Annotated in this window: 22 protein-coding genes and 1 tRNA gene; 13 read left to right on the forward strand and 10 right to left on the reverse strand. The window is 65.9% G+C overall.

Translation table 11 applies throughout. From position 1 onward, the window contains the following. Positions 1–18 precede the first annotated feature (18 nt). Genes hemB through HB724_RS13945 form a run of 4 tightly spaced genes read left to right on the forward strand, consistent with a single transcriptional unit; the run spans position 19 to position 4,361 of the window. Complete coding sequence (gene hemB, locus HB724_RS13930; protein WP_213981545.1) at positions 19–1,005, forward strand: porphobilinogen synthase; 987 nt, start codon at positions 19–21, stop codon at positions 1,003–1,005. Further along, a complete protein-coding gene (locus tag HB724_RS13935; protein WP_213981546.1) occupies positions 1,002–1,544 on the forward strand; it encodes a GNAT family N-acetyltransferase in 543 nt (180 codons plus the stop codon). Before hemB ends, HB724_RS13935 begins: the two co-directional genes overlap by 4 nt. Then, entirely contained in the window at positions 1,541–2,071 is a 531-nt protein-coding gene (locus HB724_RS13940) for a GNAT family N-acetyltransferase (RefSeq protein ID WP_213981547.1), read from the forward strand. The genes HB724_RS13935 and HB724_RS13940 overlap by 4 nt, the downstream gene beginning before the upstream one ends. A gap of 49 nt (positions 2,072–2,120) precedes the next feature. Continuing rightward, positions 2,121–4,361: a hypothetical protein gene (locus tag HB724_RS13945; RefSeq protein ID WP_213981548.1), complete on the forward strand. Its 2,241-nt coding sequence runs from the start codon at positions 2,121–2,123 to the stop codon at positions 4,359–4,361. Here the strand turns inward: HB724_RS13945 and HB724_RS13950 are convergent. Beyond that, positions 4,358–4,849 (reverse strand): hypothetical protein, encoded by a 492-nt coding sequence (locus HB724_RS13950; RefSeq protein WP_213981549.1) that lies wholly within the window; start codon positions 4,847–4,849, stop codon positions 4,358–4,360. The genes HB724_RS13945 and HB724_RS13950 overlap by 4 nt on opposite strands. 84 nt (positions 4,850–4,933) lie before the next feature. Here HB724_RS13950 and HB724_RS13955 point away from each other — a divergent pair. The 6 genes from HB724_RS13955 to HB724_RS13980 all read left to right on the forward strand — a co-directional run bounded on the left by HB724_RS13955 (position 4,934) and on the right by HB724_RS13980 (position 10,363). Further along, positions 4,934–5,010 (forward strand) — tRNA-Arg (locus tag HB724_RS13955). A 100-nt stretch (positions 5,011–5,110) separates the two neighbouring features. Further along, the gene (locus HB724_RS13960) at positions 5,111–6,352 is read left to right on the forward strand and encodes a threonine synthase (protein ID WP_213981550.1); all 1,242 of its coding nucleotides are present in this window, start codon (positions 5,111–5,113) and stop codon (positions 6,350–6,352) included. Positions 6,353–6,584: 232 nt separating this feature from the next. Continuing rightward, positions 6,585–8,084 (forward strand): methionine--tRNA ligase, encoded by a 1,500-nt coding sequence (gene metG / locus HB724_RS13965; RefSeq protein WP_213981551.1) that lies wholly within the window; start codon positions 6,585–6,587, stop codon positions 8,082–8,084. Between the two features lie 10 nt (positions 8,085–8,094). Continuing rightward, a complete protein-coding gene (locus tag HB724_RS13970; RefSeq protein ID WP_213981552.1) occupies positions 8,095–8,883 on the forward strand; it encodes a TatD family hydrolase in 789 nt (262 codons plus the stop codon). After that, positions 8,880–9,647 carry an MBL fold metallo-hydrolase gene (locus tag HB724_RS13975; RefSeq protein WP_213981553.1) on the forward strand — a complete coding sequence of 256 codons (768 nt, stop codon included), beginning with the start codon at positions 8,880–8,882 and terminating at the stop codon, positions 9,645–9,647. The genes HB724_RS13970 and HB724_RS13975 overlap by 4 nt, the downstream gene beginning before the upstream one ends. Next, the gene (locus tag HB724_RS13980; protein WP_213981554.1) at positions 9,644–10,363 is read left to right on the forward strand and encodes a TIGR02281 family clan AA aspartic protease; all 720 of its coding nucleotides are present in this window, start codon (positions 9,644–9,646) and stop codon (positions 10,361–10,363) included. Before HB724_RS13975 ends, HB724_RS13980 begins: the two co-directional genes overlap by 4 nt. A gap of 6 nt (positions 10,364–10,369) precedes the next feature. On the opposite strand, the gene HB724_RS13985 is transcribed toward HB724_RS13980, so the two are convergent. From HB724_RS13985 to groES, 4 genes are all read right to left on the reverse strand, one after another. Next, positions 10,370–11,554 carry an integrase gene (locus tag HB724_RS13985; RefSeq protein WP_346344731.1) on the reverse strand — a complete coding sequence of 395 codons (1,185 nt, stop codon included), beginning with the start codon at positions 11,552–11,554 and terminating at the stop codon, positions 10,370–10,372. A gap of 513 nt (positions 11,555–12,067) precedes the next feature. After that, positions 12,068–13,009 (reverse strand): trypsin-like peptidase domain-containing protein, encoded by a 942-nt coding sequence (locus HB724_RS13990; protein ID WP_256731519.1) that lies wholly within the window; start codon positions 13,007–13,009, stop codon positions 12,068–12,070. After that, positions 13,006–14,625 carry a chaperonin GroEL gene (gene groL / locus HB724_RS13995; protein WP_213981555.1) on the reverse strand — a complete coding sequence of 540 codons (1,620 nt, stop codon included), beginning with the start codon at positions 14,623–14,625 and terminating at the stop codon, positions 13,006–13,008. Before groL ends, HB724_RS13990 begins: the two co-directional genes overlap by 4 nt. A 58-nt stretch (positions 14,626–14,683) precedes the next feature. Beyond that, positions 14,684–14,998, reverse strand: a complete 315-nt coding sequence (gene groES / locus HB724_RS14000; protein ID WP_213981578.1) for a co-chaperone GroES — start codon at positions 14,996–14,998, stop codon at positions 14,684–14,686. On the opposite strand from groES, the gene HB724_RS14005 reads away from it, so the two are divergent. The 3 genes from HB724_RS14005 (at position 14,997) to HB724_RS14015 (ending at position 15,770) form a co-directional block, all read left to right on the forward strand. Beyond that, positions 14,997–15,182 (forward strand): hypothetical protein, encoded by a 186-nt coding sequence (locus HB724_RS14005; RefSeq protein ID WP_213981580.1) that lies wholly within the window; start codon positions 14,997–14,999, stop codon positions 15,180–15,182. The genes groES and HB724_RS14005 overlap by 2 nt on opposite strands. Positions 15,183–15,270: 88 nt before the next feature. Continuing rightward, the gene (locus HB724_RS14010) at positions 15,271–15,504 is read left to right on the forward strand and encodes a hypothetical protein (protein ID WP_213981556.1); all 234 of its coding nucleotides are present in this window, start codon (positions 15,271–15,273) and stop codon (positions 15,502–15,504) included. Further along, positions 15,501–15,770 (forward strand): usg protein, encoded by a 270-nt coding sequence (locus tag HB724_RS14015; protein WP_213981557.1) that lies wholly within the window; start codon positions 15,501–15,503, stop codon positions 15,768–15,770. Before HB724_RS14010 ends, HB724_RS14015 begins: the two co-directional genes overlap by 4 nt. Positions 15,771–15,837: 67 nt before the next feature. On the opposite strand, the gene HB724_RS14020 is transcribed toward HB724_RS14015, so the two are convergent. The 5 genes from HB724_RS14020 to HB724_RS14040 form a co-directional block, all read right to left on the reverse strand. Then, a complete protein-coding gene (locus HB724_RS14020; protein WP_213981558.1) occupies positions 15,838–16,479 on the reverse strand; it encodes a DUF308 domain-containing protein in 642 nt (213 codons plus the stop codon). Between the two features lie 12 nt (positions 16,480–16,491). Continuing rightward, a complete protein-coding gene (locus HB724_RS14025) occupies positions 16,492–16,914 on the reverse strand; it encodes an NADH dehydrogenase ubiquinone Fe-S protein 4 (RefSeq protein WP_213981559.1) in 423 nt (140 codons plus the stop codon). Continuing rightward, positions 16,877–17,398 (reverse strand): Hsp20/alpha crystallin family protein, encoded by a 522-nt coding sequence (locus HB724_RS14030; protein ID WP_213981560.1) that lies wholly within the window; start codon positions 17,396–17,398, stop codon positions 16,877–16,879. Before HB724_RS14030 ends, HB724_RS14025 begins: the two co-directional genes overlap by 38 nt. Before the next feature lie 86 nt (positions 17,399–17,484). Next, positions 17,485–17,964 (reverse strand): Hsp20 family protein, encoded by a 480-nt coding sequence (locus tag HB724_RS14035; RefSeq protein ID WP_213981561.1) that lies wholly within the window; start codon positions 17,962–17,964, stop codon positions 17,485–17,487. A 186-nt stretch (positions 17,965–18,150) separates the two neighbouring features. Beyond that, entirely contained in the window at positions 18,151–18,336 is a 186-nt protein-coding gene (locus tag HB724_RS14040) for an SDR family oxidoreductase (RefSeq protein WP_213981562.1), read from the reverse strand. Positions 18,337–18,431 lie beyond the last annotated feature (95 nt).

Here is an 18,431-nt window from a genome sequence, read left to right on the forward strand (position 1 = left end):
CGGCGCATCAGCGCGGCCATGAGTCACTATCCCGCGCTCCGCCTTCGCCGCACCCGTGCCGCCGCCTGGAGCCGGCGAATGGTTGCCGAGAATATCCTCACCCCCGCCGACCTGATCTGGCCGCTGTTCGTCACCGAAGGCGCGGACGAGGAGCCGATCGCATCGCTGCCGGGCGTGTCGCGCTGGTCTCTCGGCCGGGTGGTCGATCGCGCGCGCGAGGCTGCCGCGCTCGGCATCCCGTGCTTGGCGCTGTTCCCCAACACCCCGCGCGAGCTGCGCACCGAGGATGGCCGCGAGGCGCTCAATCCCGACAATCTGATGTGCCGCGCGATCCGCGCGATCAAGGACGCGGTGCCCGATATCGGCGTGCTGACCGATGTCGCGCTCGATCCCTATACCAGCCATGGCCATGACGGCATCGTCGACGAGGCCGGCTATGTCCTCAATGACACCACCGCCGAGATCCTGACCGAGCAGGCGCTGGTCCAGGCGCGAGCGGGGGCGGACATCGTCGCCCCGAGCGACATGATGGACGGCCGCGTCGGCATGATCCGTTCGGCGCTGGAGGCCGATGGTCATGTCAACGTCCAGATCATGGCCTATGCCGCGAAATATGCGAGCGGCTTCTATGGCCCGTTCCGCGACGCGGTGGGCTCGCGCGGGCTGCTGAAGGGCGACAAGAAGACCTATCAGATGGACCCGGCCAATGCCGAGGAGGCCCTGCGCGAAGTCGCGCTCGATCTGGAGGAAGGCGCGGACAGCGTGATGGTCAAGCCGGGCCTGCCCTATCTCGACATCATACTTCGTGTGAAGAATGCCTTCGAAGTGCCGGTGTTCGCCTATCAGGTCTCCGGCGAATATGCGATGATCGAGGCCGCAGCCGCAGCTGGGGCGGGGGATCGCGACGCGCTGGTGATGGAGACGCTGATGGCGTTCAAGCGTGCCGGCTGTTCGGGCGTGCTCACCTATCACGCACCCCATGCCGCCCGCCTGATGGCGGCGTGATCCGGACCGAACGCCTGATCCTGCGCCCCTGGCGCGCGGAGGATCGTCCCGCGTTCGAAGCGCTGGTCAACACGCCCGTCATGATGGCGAAGCTGGGCGGAGTGCGTCCGGCCAAGGATATCGATGCGATGTTCGCGCGGCGCCTCGATGATCAGAAGCGGTATGGCCATTGTTATTGGGCGACCGAGCTTCGCGATACCGGCGCGCTGATTGGTAGCTGCGGCATTCGGATCGCGAGCAATTATGGCGGCGGCGCTCCCGTGGCCGGCATGCCGGAGATCGGCTGGCGCGTCGCGGAGGCGCATTGGGGCAAGGGCCTCGCGCGCGAGGCGGCGCAGGCGAGCATCGCCTGGGGTTGGACCAATCTCGATGCGCCTGCGATCGGCGCCTGGACCACGACCGGCAACGTACGGAGCTGGGGCCTGATGGAGCGGCTCGGCATGGCTCGCCGGTCCGATCTCGATTTCCGCCATCACGACCATGCGCCGGGCGACCCGGCTGGCGCGATGATCGTTTATCTGCTGGAACGCTCGGCATGATCGAGACCGAACGCCTGATCCTGCGCCGCTGGGAGGAGCGGGACCGGCCCGTCTTTCACGCCTATTGCACCGATCCGGACGTGATGGAGTTTCTGGGGCCGCCCCAGGCCCGCGCCGAGACCGATGCCGCGATCGACCGGCAGAACCGCATTCTTGATGCGCACGGCCATTGCTTCTGGGCGGTGGAGCGGCGAGGGGACGGCGCGTTCTTGGGTTTTTGCGGCCTAAAGCCGGGTGCCGAGGATACGCCGATCGAAGGCGAGATCGAGATCGGCTGGCGCTTCGGCCATGCGCATTGGGGCAGGGGCTATGCGCGGGAAGCGGCGCAGGCGAGCCTCGACTGGGGCTGGGCCAATCTCGATGCGCCGGCGATCGCCGCGATCACCACTGTCGGCAATGCGCGGAGCTGGGGGCTGATGGAGCGGCTGGGCATGGTCAGGGTGCCCGAGGACGATTTCGATCATCCCAAGGCGGCCGAATGGCTGCGGGCGCACGTCACCTATCGAATCGCCCGCCCGCGCGGTTAAGCCTGCGGCAAGGACGCGCGGTTAAGTCCGCCCTGGGGAGAAGAAACGCATGGCGGACGAAGTGACCGGCGCAGCGCCGCCATCGAACGGGCGTCACTGGCTGTTCGTCATCGCGATCCTGGCGGGATCCTTCCTGCTGTTCCTCGTCCAGCCGATGGTCGCGCGCATGGCGCTGCCCCGGCTCGGCGGGGCGCCGGCGGTGTGGAACTCGGCGATGCTCGTCTATCAGGTGCTGCTGCTGGGCGGCTATGCCTATGCCCACTGGCTGGGCCGCGTGCCGCCCCGGATGCAGGCGACCATCCATCTCGCCGTGCTGCTGGTCGCCGCGATCTGGCTGCCGATCGGGCTGATGCGGATGGAGCTGCCCACCAATGCCGAGCCGGCGATCTGGGTGCCCTGGCTGTTCGGCGCCTCGATCGGGCCGCTGTTCTTCGCCATCTCGGCGCAGGCACCGCTGCTCCAGCGCTGGTACAGCGTCTCGACCGGCGGGCGCGATCCCTATGCGCTCTATGCGGCCTCCAATATCGGCAGCTTCGGCGGGCTGATCGCCTATCCGCTGATCGTCGAGCCCTGGCTGGCGCTCAAGGGCCAGAGCCTGCTCTGGAGCGGCGGCTATGTGCTGGTCGTGCTGCTCGTCGCCGGCTGCGCGACGCTGCTGCCGCGCAAGCCTGCCGATACCCCGCATGTCCGCCACGAGAGCCCGGCGCCGGGCTGGGGCAGGGTGATCCACTGGGTGATCCTCGCCTTCGTGCCTTCCGGCCTCATGCTCGCGACGACGACCTTCCTCACCACCGATATCGTCGCGGTGCCGATGCTGTGGGTGCTACCGCTCGGCCTCTATCTGCTGAGCTTCTCGCTCGCTTTCCGCGACAGCCCGACGATCCCGGATCTGCTCGCCAAGTTCGCGCCGGTGACGATCCTGCTGTTCGGCGCGACGCTGATCGCCGGCCATGAGAAGCTGGCCTATATGAACGCGCTGATCGGGCTGTTGCTGCTGCTCATGGTCGCGGTGGCGCTCCATGCCCGCATGTACCAGCTCCGCCCCGCGCCGGATCGGCTGACGGGCTTCTACCTCGCCATGTCGGTGGGCGGCGTGCTCGGCGGCGTATTTGCCGCGCTGCTCGCGCCGATCCTGTTCGACTGGACCTATGAATATCCGCTGCTGATCCTCGCGGCGGGCGCGCTGGTGCCCCAGGCTTTCCTGCTGCCCGTATTCGCGCGGCTCTGGAGCGGCACCGGGCAAGTGCTACGGATCAAGATATTGGCGACTGCGCTGCTCGTCGTGCTGCTGGTGTTCTTCGGCATCGACAATCCCGGCGGCGCGCTGGGCGAGATGCACGTCCAGCTGCTGTTCCTGTGCGTCGTCGTGGTGGGCCTGGTCGCCACCGGCAAGCGGTTGCCCTATATGATCGCGCTGGCCGGCGGGCTGTTCCTGTTCGGCGGGTACAACGCCATCCAGACGACGCTCGCGGGCGACCGGACCCGCAGCTATTTCGGCGTCTACACCATGACCGACGGCCCGACCGAGCGCCGGCTCGCGCACGGCACCACGCTGCACGGCATCCAGCTGAAGGGCGCGCTCTCGCGGCTGCCGACCACCTATTATGTCGCCGGATCGGGCGTGGGCCACGCGATGCAGGCCGCGCCGGCGCTCTACGGCCCCGCCGCCCGGATCGGCGTGGTGGGCCTGGGGACGGGAACGCTCGCCTGCTATGCCCAGCCGGGCCAGGCATGGCGCTTCTTCGAGATCGATCCGGCAGTGGTGAACATCTCGCGCGATTCGGGGCGCTTCACCTTCCTGCGCCAATGCGCACCCCAGGCCGAGATTTCGCTGGGCGACGCCCGGCTGCGGCTCGCCGAGATGCAGACCGCCAGCCTGGACCTGCTCGCGCTCGACGCCTTCTCGTCCGACGCGGTGCCGATGCACCTGATGACCGCCCAGGCCTTCGCCACCTATGGCCGCGTGCTCGCGCCCAACGGGCTGCTGCTGGTCCATATCTCGAATCGCTTCCTCGCGCTGGGGCCGGTCGTCTCGGCGGCAGCGCGCAGCGGCGGGTGGCACGCCGTGCGGCTTATCTATCACCCATCGGTGCAGGAGGAGCTGGACGAGGCCAGCACCTCGGACTGGATCGCGCTCAGCCGCGACAAGGCGACGCTCGACCGGCTCGTCGCACGCGGCGGCGATTGGAAGCCGCTCGCCGACTATCCGGGATTTACCGGCTGGACCGACGATTATGCCTCGGTGCTCGCGGTGATGCGCGCCTTCCACCCGTCATTGGAGCGCGATTAGGCTCCGGAAAGCGCGGTCTCCAGGCCCTTGACGCGATTCTCCTGCGCAACCTGCATCGCTTCGGCGGCGGCGATGGCCGAATCGAGCGCGGGATAAGCCGTCTGCCCCGCCTGGCCGCGCTGGCTGGCGAGTTCCTCCAGATCGGCGATCGCGCTTTCCAGCGGGGCGCGGAACCCGTCGAGCACGCTCAGTGCCGCCTGCGCGTCCAGCCAGCGTTCCGAACCCTCGGGCACGCCCCGCGCCACCGCGACCTTCGCCTCCGCGTCGCGCGCCGCTGTGGCGAAGCGCGCATTGTCGGCCTCGAGCGCCCTGGTGATCTCGGCGATTCGCGCATCGAGCGCCGCATCGGGCGTCGCCACCGGAATCGGCCGCACCGGTTCGGCGAATCCCTTCTGCTCCACCGCGCGCGGCAATAGCGAGGGATAGCGGCTCGTGGTCTGGGTGCAGCCCGCAAGGAGTATCACGGGCACGATAAGGAGGCTGCGCATGGCCGATGCTCTATGCTTGTGGAAAAGGTGGCGCAACGGGCTTGCGCTCCACGAAAAGCGCTTCTATGAGCCCACCTCCACAGCGCGCCCGTAGCTCAGCTGGATAGAGCATCAGACTACGAATCTGAGGGTCGGACGTTCGAATCGTTCCGGGCGCACCATTTTCCAAAACCCCGCCGGGCCATGGTGCCGGCGGGGTTTTTGATTCTTCGCACCAGACAAAGCGCTTGGCTGGCGCGCGCGCCGCGCTACAGCGCTCCCATGCGACACGACATCAATCTCACCGCCGAGCGGCCCAGCTTCGTCACCCATCTCGAATGCTCGATGACCGGCGAGCGCTATGAGGCCGACCAGCTCCACGGCCTGTCGCGCGTCGGAAAGCCGCTGCTGGTCCGCTATGATCTGGCCGGCGTGAAGGATGCCCTCACGAAAGAGGCGCTGGCGACGCGCCCAGCGGACTTGTGGCGCTATCGCGAGCTGCTGCCGGTGCGCCATGCGGAGAACATCGTCAGCCTGGGCGAGAATGCGACGCCGATCGTCCCGCTCGACAAGGTCGGCCGCGAAAAGGGCGCCGCCAATCTCTGGGTGAAGGACGAAGGGCGCCTGCCCACCGGCTCGTTCAAGGCGCGCGGGCTGGTGATGGCGATCAGCATGGCCAAGGAGCTCGGCGTCAAGACGATCGCCATGCCGACCAACGGCAATGCTGGCGCAGCCGCTGCGGCCTATGCCACCCGCGTCGGGATCGAATCGGTGATCTTCTGCCCGGCCGACACGCCCGAGATCAATGTCCGCGAGATCGCTGCCCAGGGCGCGCGAGTCTACCGCGTCAACGGCCTGATCGACGATTGCGGCAAGCTGGTGGGGCAGGGGGCGAAGGAGCGCGGCTGGTTCGATCTCTCGACGCTCAAGGAGCCCTATCGGATCGAAGGCAAGAAGACGATGGGACTGGAGCTGGCCGAGCAGCTCGACTGGCAGCTTCCCGACGTGATCTTCTATCCCACCGGCGGCGGCACCGGCCTGATCGGCATGTGGAAGGCGTTCGCCGAGATGGAGGCGCTGGGCTGGATCGGCTCGAAGCGCCCGAAGATGATCGCCGTCCAGGCCGAAGGCTGCGCGCCCATGGTCCGCGCGTTCGAGGCCGGCGAGCGCCACGCGACGCGCTGGGAGGATGCCCATACGGTCGCGGCGGGCATCCGCGTGCCGCAGGCGGTGGGCGACTTCCTGATCCTGGACGCGGTGCGTGAGAGCGGCGGCATCGCCATGGCGGTGAGCGACGCGGCGATCGTCCAGGCGGTGGACGATGCCGCCCGGCAGGACGGGCTGCTGCTCTGCCCCGAAGGTGGTGCGACGCTGGCGGCATGGCGCGCGGCGGTGGATCGCGGCGTGATCTCGCCCGACGAGCGCGCGGTGCTGTTCAATTGCGCGACCGGCCTCAAATATCCGCTGGCGGACCAATCGCGCACGCTCGACAAGGACGGTCCGATCGACTGGGCCAGCCTGTAAATCGGTGTTGCCACGCAACAATGCGCGGCAAACTCGCCAACATACCCCGTCACCCCGGCCGCAGTGCCGGGGTCCACTTCTCCTCCAGAGAGCCCCTCACGCCTCCAGCGGCTCCCCCAGCATCCCGGTGGACCCCGGCACTGCGGCCGGGGTGACGGGTCAGGGGGACGGCGTACACCTATCATCCCGGCCCCGGTTGCCGTCCTCCGCGCCCCGCCCTAAAGCCGCGCGCATGGCCGAACCCTATTACATCACCACCGCGATCCACTATCCCAATGGCCGTCCGCATATCGGCCATGCCTATGAGATGATCGCCGCCGACGTGATCGCGCGCTTCCAGCGCCAGTCGGGCCGCGACGTATTCTTCCAGACCGGCACCGACGAGCATGGTCTCAAGATGGTGCAGACCGCGCGCGCCCGCGACATGGACGTGCGTGCGCTGGCGGATGAAATGTCGGGATATTTCCATGAGATGGCGGACGAACTAGATATTTCCTATGATCGGTTCATCCGCACGTCCGAACCCGCCCATTATGCCGCCAGCCAGGCGATCTGGCAGGCGATGGCCGATGCTGGCGACCTCTATCTCGATCGCTACGAAGGCTGGTATTCGGTCCGCGACGAAGCCTTCTACGAAGAGAAGGAACTGACCGAGGGGGAAGGGGGCCAGAAGCTCTCGCCCCAGGGCACGCCGGTCGAATGGACCGCCGAGGAGACCTGGTTCTTCAAGCTCTCGAAATACCAGCAGCCTCTGCTCGATTTCTACGCCGCCAATCCGGACTTCATCCGCCCGGAATCGCGCCGCAACGAAGTGCTGCGCTTCGTCGAGGGCGGGCTGGTCGATCTCTCCGTCTCGCGCACCAGCTTCGATTGGGGCGTGCCGGTGCCGGGCTCGCCGGGGCATGTGATGTATGTCTGGGTCGATGCGCTGACCAACTATATCACCGGCGCCGGCTACCCGGACGATACCGAGCGCTTCGCGAAATACTGGCCCGCCGATCTCCACTTGATCGGCAAGGACATCGTCCGTTTCCACGCGGTCTATTGGCCCGCCTTCCTAATGTCCGCGAAGATCGCGCTGCCCAAGCAGGTCTTCGGCCATGGCTTCCTGCTCAATCGCGGGGAGAAGATGTCGAAATCGGTCGGCAACGTCGTCGATCCGATGGCGCTGGCGAAGCTCTACGGCGTCGATGCGCTGCGCTATTTCCTGCTGCGCGACGTCAGCTTCGGCAATGACGGCACCTTCAGCGACGAGGCGATCGTCACCCGCGCCAATGCCGATCTCTCGAACAGCTTCGGCAATCTCGCCCAGCGCACGCTCGCCTTCATCGCCAAGAATCTCGATGGCGTGGTGGAGGCGGGGAGGGTGGACCCCGCCGACGACACTCTGCTCGCCGAAGTTCACACCGCGTGCGAGGGCTTCGCCAGGGCATTCGGCGATCTCGCGCTCAGCCAGGGCCTCGAAAGCTGGATGGCCGGCGTCTTCGCCTGCAACCAGTATATCGACGTCCAGGCACCCTGGGCGCTGCGGAAAACCGATCCCGAGCGGATGCACGCAGTGCTCGGCACGCTGCTCAAGGCGATCCGCCAGCTCGCGGTAACGATCCAGCCGGTGGTGCCGGGTTCGGCGGCCAGATTGCTCGAACAGCTCGGCCCTGAAGGCGATGCGGACTTCCGCATTGCCCCGCCGACCCCCATCTTCCCGAGACTGGAGTTGAAGGAAGAAGCGTGAGGCAAGCAGCGTGAGACTGGCCGACAGCCATTGCCACCTGATCTACAAGGGCCTGGGCGAGCAGCAGCCCGAGGTGCTGGCGCGCGCCCGCGCCGCCGGCGTGGTGGCGATGCTCAACATCTCGACGCGCGAGAGCGAATGGGATGACGTCATCGCCGTCGCCGAGCGCGAGAGCGACGTCTGGGCCAGCGTCGGCATCCATCCGCATGAGGCCGACACCCACGAGCATGTCGACACCGCCAAGCTGGTCGAGCGCGCGGCGCATCCGCGCGTGGTCGGTATCGGGGAAAGCGGGCTCGATTATTATTACGACCATTCAGACCGCGATCGCCAGCGCGCCAGCTTCCGCGCGCACCTCGCGGCTTCGCGCGAAACGCAGCTCCCGATCATCGTCCACACCCGGGAGGCCGAGGCCGACACCGCCGAGATCCTGCGCGAAGAGATGGGGAAGGGCGCCTTTCCCGGCGTGATCCATTGCTTCACCGCCAGCGGCGAATTCGCGGACATCGCGCTCGATCTCGGCTTCTACATCTCGATCTCGGGCATCGTGACGTTCAAGAACGCCCAGGCGCTCCAGGAGACCGCCGCGCGCCTGCCGCTCGACCGCCTGCTGATCGAGACCGACGCTCCCTTCCTCGCGCCCGTGCCGCACCGGGGCAAGACCGGTGAGCCCGCCTTCGTGGCCGATACCTGCCGTTTTCTGGCAGGATTGCGGGGGCAAGACCCGGATGAGCTTGCCGAGGCGACTCGCCGCAACTTCCACACGCTCTTCTCGAAGACCGTGAGCGGAGCGGCGTGAAGGTCCGCATCCTCGGCTCCGGCACTTCGTCCGGCGTGCCGCGGATCGGCAACGACTGGGGCGATTGCGATCCCGCCGAGCCGCGCAACCGGCGTACCCGCGCCTCCGTGCTCGTCAGCAGCGAGACGACGACAATCCTGGTCGACACCAGCCCGGACATGCGCGAGCAGCTTCTCGCCGCCGATGTCAGCGATTTCGATGCGGTGCTGTGGACTCACGACCATGCCGATCATTGCCACGGTCTCGACGATCTCCGTCAGGTGATGCATGCGCGTGGCGGCGAGCCGGTGCGGGGCCTGGCGCGGCCGTTCACGATGGAGCAGCTCCAGCTTCGCTTCGCCTATGCGTTCTTCGGCCGCGCCGGCTATCGCGCCACCGTATCGCTGGAGGGGATGCCCGACAGCTTCCGGATCGGCGACATCCAGGTCACTGTCGCCGATCAGCCGCACGGGGGCATAACTTCTGCCGGTCTCCGTTTCGAATGTAACGGAAAATCAATTGGTTATGCGACAGACTTCCACGCGATGACGAACGAGATGCGCGCGCTCTACCAGGGGCTCGACATCTGGGTGGTCGATGCGCTGCGCCGCGCGCCGCATCCGACGCACCCCAATCTTGATTCGGTGCTGGGCTGGATAGGGGAGCTGGCGCCGCGCCGTTCCGTGCTGGTTCATATGGACAACAGCATGGATTATGCCCGGCTCGCGGCCGAGCTGCCCAGGGGGATCGAGCCGGGCTATGACGGCCTGGAGAGGTTCGCATGAATTCGAATGACAGCCTCAATCTGGTGTGGCTGGTCGGCATATTGGTGCTGGTGGTCAGCGCGCTTTCGGTGCGGCGCATGTCGCTCGGCTTCATCGTGCGGTCGCTCGCGTTGTGGGCAGTGGTCATATTGGTCGCGGTCGTTGCCGTCGCGCATCGCCACGAAATCGGCGCGGTGTTCGCCGCGGCCAACGCGAGGCTTGGGCTCGACGAGCAGCAGGTCCAGGGCAAGACGGTGCGCATCCGCATGAGCCCGGACGGCCATTTCTGGGCGCGGGTGACGCTCAATGGCGTCGAGCGGCGGATGCTGATCGACAGCGGCGCGACGATCACTGCGGTATCGGATCGCACGGCGCAGGCCGCAAACATCAGCGTCCATGGCGGATTGCCCGCAATCATCGAGACCGCCAACGGATCGGTCACTGCGCGCCGCGGCACGATCGACGAGCTCGCGATCGGGCCGCTCAAGACCCAGGGCTTGGGCGTGGTCGTAGCCGAGAGCTTCGGCGATCTCGACGTGCTCGGCATGAACTTCCTGTCGCGGCTGCACAGCTGGCGCGTCGAAGGCAATGTCCTGATCCTCGAACCCAAGGCGGCTGCGGACGACGACGGCAGCGACGCGACCATTGAACCGGCGGCAGCCGGCCCGAATGGCCGCCGGGGAGCCCGACAGGGCACCGCACCGAGAAACCCCGATACCGAGGATGATTTTACATAATGTATATTATCGTTCTAACGGAAACCCTCTCCGCATGACTTTCGCTGTCGTTTTCCCTGATTGAACGGACTCGTCACCGAATGCCCATATTCCAGCACCTAATTCGCCGGACAGCGCGCGGCTTGTGTTCCTGATCGAGCGGATTCTGCTCCGCATTGATCGGTCAATGACGCAAGCCGCCAGCGCGACGCGCCGATAAATGCCGTTCACCCCCTGGCGTGTCAGGGACGCGGTCCCGATCGAATAGGTCGTCCGCGCCTGCTCGGCGGGATGGCCTTCCAACCGTTCACGCCAGTGCCGCGTGTTCCCCGGAATGGCATCATAGGTCACGGGAGCGATCGCTAGGCGCGCCCGGCGCCGGTCGACGCCGACGCGACGAAACAGCGGCCCTTTGCGGATGCCACTTGCCTCAAGCCAGGCGCCGACGCGCCGCATGGTATCGGCCGACAGCCAAGCCCAAGCCCCCTCCTGCTCCTGGTCCGTCTTGGAAAACGGGATGAAGAGCGTCGCGGAGCCGTCTTCCTGAGGGTCGATATGCGCCTCTTCGACCAGGATCAGCTCGCTCACTCGCAAACCCGCATCATAGCCGAGTGACAATAGCGCGGCATCGCGTAACCCTTGAAGGTCACCGGAACAGGCCTCGAGCAGCGCCGTCAGCGTGAACCCCTGGGCTGGCGAAGGATCGAGCGCCTTGCCGAGCCGCAGCGGCGCGGCCTGACGCTGACGGGCGCCTTTGCGCCGACGCACAGCCTTGAGGGCGGCGCGAACCATCGGTGTATGGGTTGGCAAGACCCCTTCCCCCAGGCCGGTCAGACGATGCAACGCGCCGAGGCTAGCGATCCGCCGTGCCAGCGTCGAGGGCTTGTGGCCGCGCCGTTCGAGCATGCGCAGATAGCGCACCAGGCTCTCGGGATCGGCTGGGAGCGTCGGAAGCCCGCTTTGCCGGCACCATTCGGTATAGCAGTCAAGGTCGGCCGCGATCGCCACCTTGCTGTTGTCGGCCATCGCCTCGAGCGCCGCGGTGAAGCCGATCTCGCTGACCGGCGCCGCCTCGGCCGGCAGCGCTGCCGCGATTGCGCGGGTCAGCCGCTGATCCACAGGTTCAACATTCCCTCTTGCGCGCCGCGTGGGCAACGTCGCGTTATCGCGCACGATCAGGATTTCACCACTTTTGGACGGTTCGTCCGTCACGCTCAACTGCCCCCTTCCCTCCCAAATTCTGGCCCGTATAGTTACCATAATCTCCCATTATGGTAAGTGCGTTTTTCAACCGTCTTCAGACGAAAATGCCAAGTTTATCGATGTTATCGAATTACCATAAACTGCGGTAATATCCTTATAATCGCGCTCTATCGATTTACTTTGATGGGCGCCCTCCCTGCCCGCGCGCGCGGTTAACCCGCCCGCGGTCATTCAGAGAAGCTTCGATGCTTCCCGGAACCGGACATCGGTTCACTGGCGGGTTTCGGGGAACGATTCAGGGATAGCTGTTGTTCGCGCACGCCGAGATGAGCGGGCAGTTCCCGCCGACAAAGCGGTCGTTCCCTTGCCATTTTGCGCGCCCTGATATCTGCCGTCCGTTCAGGGGCTGTGTTGAGAACTGTTCTTGCCTCATTCGCTCACGCCGACAAGGCACAAGAGCCGGAACCGCTCACCGCTCTCACCGCCCCGATCTGAGACCAGCAGAGTCAGTGCCTGGATTATCTACGTGGGCAGGTTCGTACCCGTAAGCTGTTCGACGACGGTGCGGGTAACATCCGCCGGCACGGCAAGGCCGATGCCGACATTGCCGTCGCCAGGCGTGATGATGGCGCTGTTCACGCCGATCACCTCGCCGCGCATGTTGATGAGCGGGCCGCCGGAATTACCCGGATTGATCGGCGCATCGGTCTGCACGTAGCGATAGCGACCATCCGACGACGTTCGGATCGCGCTGACGATGCCGGACGTCACGGTCTGCCCGACCTGAAACGGATTGCCGATCGCCACGACATAGTCGCCAACCTGGGTTCGCCGCGCCTCGGCCAGCGGAAGCTGGCGCAGATCGCCTGTCGGGATTCTCAGCACCGCAAGATCGGTGCGTGGATCGCTGCCGATCAGTTCAGCCTCGAGCCGGCGGTCGCCGACGCCCACCGCAATGGCCCGCGCATTGGCGATCACATGGTGGTTGGTGACCACCAGACCGCGAGCTGCATCGACGATGAAGCCGGATCCCGCCGACACACGCGGCGCCAGCGCCTCATCGGGCACGCCCATGAACAGGCGATAATATGGATCGCGCAGCAGCGGGTTCTGGAGATGCGGCGATGCCTGGAGGACGGCGATGTTGACCACCGCCGGCGACACCCGCCTCACAAGGGGCGCCAGCGTGAGTTGATCGAGCGGAACCGGCTTACCCGTAAGGGGCGCGGCGGCGGCCTGCGCTTGCCGGTGCTCGAACAATGTCGTCACCGCGGCGCCACCGGCAAAGCTGCCGAGTCCGCAGATCGCAAGGAGCGCGAGGGTGAAGCGACATGAGCGCCCGGATGAAGCCGATCCCCGGTTCACGACCATACCTCCCATCGGAAACCGGCGCGAGACGCGCCCTTCCAAGCCGAAAATCGAAAAGATGGGGCCGGCATGAAAGCCGGCCCCGTCGATCGTCAATAATCCATCGCCGGCATCGGCGCGGCCTTCTCCTCCTTGGGCAACTCGGCAACGAGCGCTTCGGTGGTAATGAGCAGCGAGGCAACCGACGCCGCATCCTGGAGAGCGGTGCGCACGACCTTGGCCGGGTCGATCACGCCCGCCTGGACGAGATCCTGATAGAGGCCGGTAGCGGCATTGAAGCCCCAGTTATAGTCTTGGCTTTCCAGCATCTTGCCGACGATCCACGCGCCATCCTCGCCGGCATTGTCGGCGATCTGGCGGGCCGGCGCGCGCAGCGCCCGGCGGACGATGTCGATACCGGACTGCTGGTCGTCGTTGGCCGCCTTGAGACCATCGAGAGCGCTGATGGCGCGCAGCAGGGGCACGCCGCCGCCCGGGAGAATGCCCTCCTCGACGGCCGCGCGGGTGGCGTGGAGCGCGTCATCGACACGGTCCTTCTTCTCCTTGACCTCCACCTCGGTCGCGCCGCCGACGCGGATCACCGCGACGCCGCCGGCGAGCTTCGCCAACCGCTCCTGCAGCTTTTCGCGATCATAGTCGCTGGTGGTCGTCTCGATCTGCTGGCGGATCTGCGCGACGCGGCCTTCGATGTCGGACTTAGCGCCCACGCCGTCGATGATCGTGGTGTTGTCCTTGTCGATCGTGACCTTCTTCGCGCGGCCGAGCATCGAGACGGTGACGTTCTCCAGCTTCGTGCCCAGTTCCTCGCTGACGACATTGCCGCCGGTGAGGATCGCGATATCCTCCAGCATGGCCTTGCGGCGGTCGCCGAACCCGGGCGCCTTGACGGCCGCGACCTTGAGGCCGCCGCGCAGCTTGTTGACGACCAGCGTGGCCAGCGCCTCGCCTTCGACATCCTCGGCGATGATGAGCAGCGGCCGGCCCGATTGCACCACCTTCTCAAGCAGCGGCACCAGCGCCTGGAGGTTCGAGAGCTTCTTCTCGTGGATGAGGATGTACGGGTCATCCAGCTCCACCTTCAGCTTCTCGGTATTGGTGATGAAATAAGGCGAGAGATAGCCGCGGTCGAACTGCATGCCCTCGACCGTCTCCAGTTCGGTCTCAAGGCTCTTGGCTTCCTCGACCGTGATCACGCCCTCGTTGCCGACCTTCTCCATCGCCTCCGCGAGGATACGGCCGACTTCGGCGTCGCCATTGGCGGAAATGGTGGCGACCTGCGCAATCTCGCTGTTGGCGCTGACCTTCTTCGCATGCGCCTCGAGATCCTTCACCACGGCGTTCACGGCAAGATCGATGCCGCGCTTGATGTCCATCGGGTTCATGCCAGCCGCGACGGCCTTGGAACCCTCGCGCACGATCGACTGCGCCAGCACGGTGGCGGTAGTGGTGCCGTCACCAGCCTTGTCGTTCTGTTTGCTGGCCACCTCGCGCAGCATCTGCGCGCCCATATTCTCGAACTTGTCGGCGAGCTCGATCTCCTTGGCGACCGTGACGCCGTCCTTGGTGATGCGCGGCGCGCCGAAGCTCTTGTCGATCACGACATTGCGGCCCTTGGGACCCAGCGTGACCTTCACTGCATTCGCAAGCGTATCCACGCCACGCAGCATGCGGTCACGCGCGTCCGACGCAAACTTCACTTCCTTGGCAGCCATCTGCCTTACTCCTTTCTATCGATATCCTTCCTGAAGTTTGAGCGAAAGCAGCGGCTTTTCAGGCCGCCTGCTTGAGTGGGACGATGTTGTCGATCACGCCAAGGATGTCGCTCTCCTTCATGATGAGCAGATCCTCGCCGTCGATCCTGACCTCGGTGCCCGACCATTTGCCGAACAGGATACGGTCCCCAGCGTTGACCGAGAGTTCGACGAGCGCGCCGCTATCATCGCGGGCGCCCGGCCCGACGGCGACGATTTCGCCTTCCTGCGGCTTTTCCCTGGCGGTATCGGGGATGATGATGCCGCCCGAGGTCTTTTCCTCGGCTTCGACGCGGCGGACGACCACACGGTCGTGCAAGGGGCGGAAATGCATGGCAAAACCTCCAGATGCAAAACATGATGTGACGATGCTGTCGTTCATCGAAACGACAGGTTCCGAGGAGCTAGGAAGCGATATTTTTCCGTTCAAGAGGCGGAACAAAAATTTTTGGCACTCACCCGCATCGAGTGCAAATCTGTTTGGTATCGGTGGCTTGGGCGGCGATTCCCCCTCTTGACGCGACTCATCCGCGCACCAAAATTCTGTCCGCGCGGCAACTCGCCGCGCTCATGAAAGGAGCGGCATCAGGAAAGGAGGCAACAGCCATGTCGCAGCGATTTTCCCGTTTCCTGCACCCCTTCGACATTGCGCGTCATCCGGGCCTCGAGCCGGAAGTGAAGCGCGCCATCCTCGCATCCTGGGCGTCCGACCGCTCGGCGGTGAAGGACCAGCCGGCGATGCGCAAACCGCCCGGCGCCCGCCGCGCCGTGCCGGTCGACGACATCTTCGCCGCGATGCGGACGCTGGATGAACGACCGGATCACGCTTCGCTGCAATGACCGATCACGCGCTCATGATGCAGTTGCAGGGCTATGGCCTGACGACGGCCGAGATCCATTATTATCGGCCCGATGCTCCATCGTTGCTGCAACTGTTCGTCTGGCAGGAATATGACCTGGCGCCGGATTTTCCGGTGCTCTTCGACTTCGTCGATTATTGGAATCGCGAGATAGAGGCCGCGCTCCATTCCATCCGCATCGCTCACGACGGGTTGGTCCGGCCGGCCGAATGGCGTGCCGCCCGTGGCGAGCTTCGGCTCGACTGAACAACCGCCTGCGTAAAGGCCCGCCACCCGGTTCGCACGGGTGGCGGGCCTTTCAATGGCATCCGCTTCAGGTGGCGGCTTTGCTCTTGCCAGCCTCGCGCTTGCGCAGACGCAGCCCGAGCGCGATCAGCACAACCCCGGCGAACAGCGCCCAGACGGCAATCATCGTACCCACGGACAGGATGGTCGCGACCGGGTGTAGCCAGAGGAACGCCCAGACACCGAGGCCGAGCAGGATAGACAGCGCGCCGGAGAGACCCAGCAGCCATTCGCCCTCGATCTCCTTGCGCAGCCGGATCGCCGCCGCGATCTCGAAAGCGCCGGTGAGCAGCGCCCATGCGATCACCGTGCCCAGTGTCACGAGCGCATAGCTGACCAGCGCAAGCCCCGGCACGACCACGAAGATCGCCGCGCAGGCGATCCCGACCAAGCCGCGCAGCAGCGCGGTCCACCATCGCTTTTCCTTGCGCGAAGCGCGCCGGATGCCCGTGATGAGGGACAGGATGCCATCCGCGCCGGCATAGGCCGCGAACAGCAGGGTAAAGGCGAACAATGCGTTCGCCGGGAACAGGAACGCCGCGACGCCGAGCGCGAGGGCAAGGACGCCGCGCAAGATGAACCCGCCGGAATGACGGATGGTCAGCACCGGCTCAGACGGGTTGTCCCGCCCCGATTCCTGAAGCGGGAGGGTAGCGGACGTTGCAGTCATCTTCGTCTCCCTTCACCATTGACATGACGTTGATTGGTGGCCTTCGGGTAAAGCCCGCACCGCACAGGGCAGTCCCTGGCGCATGCAGTAGCCGCCCGCCGCTTCCGCGTTGGGAAAGCGCAGTTCGACATGGGCGAGCGGATCGCTGCCACCGGTCCACCCGGTCAGCGGATCGGCGAACGCCGGCGCCCTCGGCTCGAACCGCAGGCGCCACTGGTCGCGCAGTTTGCGCCGCGCGCGATGGTCAAGCAGCCGGACCGGCTCGATGATCGCGCGGGTATCCGGCGGGAATGCGCTTCCCCACGCCGGGCGCCGGGTGCCATTGTCGTTCGCTGACGGCTGCCGCTGGACATACCCATGGCCGAGCGGCCCGGGGCTCCCGCCCCGGACCGACGGATCAGGCCGCCTTTGCGTTGACCGGAATGCGCCGGACATTTTCGTTCGCCACGGCAGAACGCGGCAGCGTGACGGTGAGCACGCCGTTCCGGAAGGTGGCCTGCGCCTTGTCGCGCTCGATGCCGCGCGGCAGCGCGATGCGCCGCTCGAAGCGCCCATAGCTGCGCTCCGAATAGCCGCGCTCCTTGTCCTCGACCTCGGCACGCTTCTCGCCGCGCAGGGTCAGCACACCGTCCTCGACCATGATCTCGACATCCTTCTCGTCGAGACCCGGCAGTTCGGCGGTGATGCGGATCTCCTTGTCGCTCTCGCCAAGCTCGACCCGCGGCCAGCTCGCCACCCGGTCGAAGCCGGCGAACGGGCGCATGCCGAAGCCACGAAAGACGTCGTCAAACAGGCGGTTCACTTCGCGATGTAGCGAGAACAGCGGATGGGCCTCCAGTGCAGTCTCCCGCTCGGGCTCGACAGTCGCGGGCAGCCGGTTTTCCTGCCGGCTCCAGGGAATCAGATCACGCAATGCCATGATGCTCATCTCCTTTCTGGCTGGAATTGGGCATGACCCACCGGCCCGCCCAAAGGCGGCGCCGGCAAGCCACTTTGTCTTACGGATCAAGCCGCTTCGAGGGCCTTATCCTTCGGCGCCTCGATCCGATCGTTGGCAGCCGCGCTGCCGACGATCTCGATGCGGCGCGGCTTCATCGCCTCGGGCACGACCCGCTTCAGCGCGATGCTCAGCAGGCCATTGTCGAAGCTGGCTTCGCCCACCTCGATATGATCGGCGAGCTGGAAGCGCCGCTCGAACGCACGCGCGGCGATGCCGCGATGCAGATACTCGCCCTTGCCGCTTTCCTCGGCGCGCTTGCCGGTGACGGTGAGCTGGTTCTGCGGCGCCACCACCTCGATCTCGTCGGGTCGGAAACCGGCAACCGCGAGCGTGATGCGATAGCTGTCCTCGCCCTCCTTCACGATGTCGAAGGGCGGATAGCCATCGACCACGTCACCGCGCATGCCGGTCTCGAGCAGATCGAACAGGCGGTCGAAGCCGACCGTGGAACGCCGATAGGGCGTGAAGTCAAAGTTGGTCCTCATCTCCAAATCCTCCTATGAAGCGATCTGGGCATGAGCTGCGCCGGTAACGGAGAGCCGGCGCCCTCTATGTCCCACCGGACCCGAACACGGCGCCCGGCAAGGATGAGTTAGAAGCTGATTTTCCGGTTTCAAGACCTTGAGCAGGAGCCGCCGCGGCTTGCTCGTTCGCGGGGGTCACAACACCCCTCAGATCGCCGGGACCGTTCCTCCGTTTACCCTGACCTCCGCACCGTGAATGACGGAAGCACGACCAGACTGCAGGAAGGCGATCAGTTCCGCCACTTCCTCCGGCCGCGCCGGACGGTCGATCGGGAAGTAGTCCAGCGCGTCGAGAATGCTCGGGCGCGGCTCGCCCTTGCCTCCCGCCGGCACTGGCGGCGATCCGCTTCACCATCGCCTGGGCGGCGTCGGTGCAGATCCATCCCGGCGACACCACGTTGGCCCGTGAACCCCTTTGATCCAGTTTT

The organism is Sphingomonas sp. dw_22 (assembly GCF_018449795.1).
Taxonomy (GTDB): Bacteria; Pseudomonadota; Alphaproteobacteria; order Sphingomonadales; family Sphingomonadaceae; genus Sphingomonas.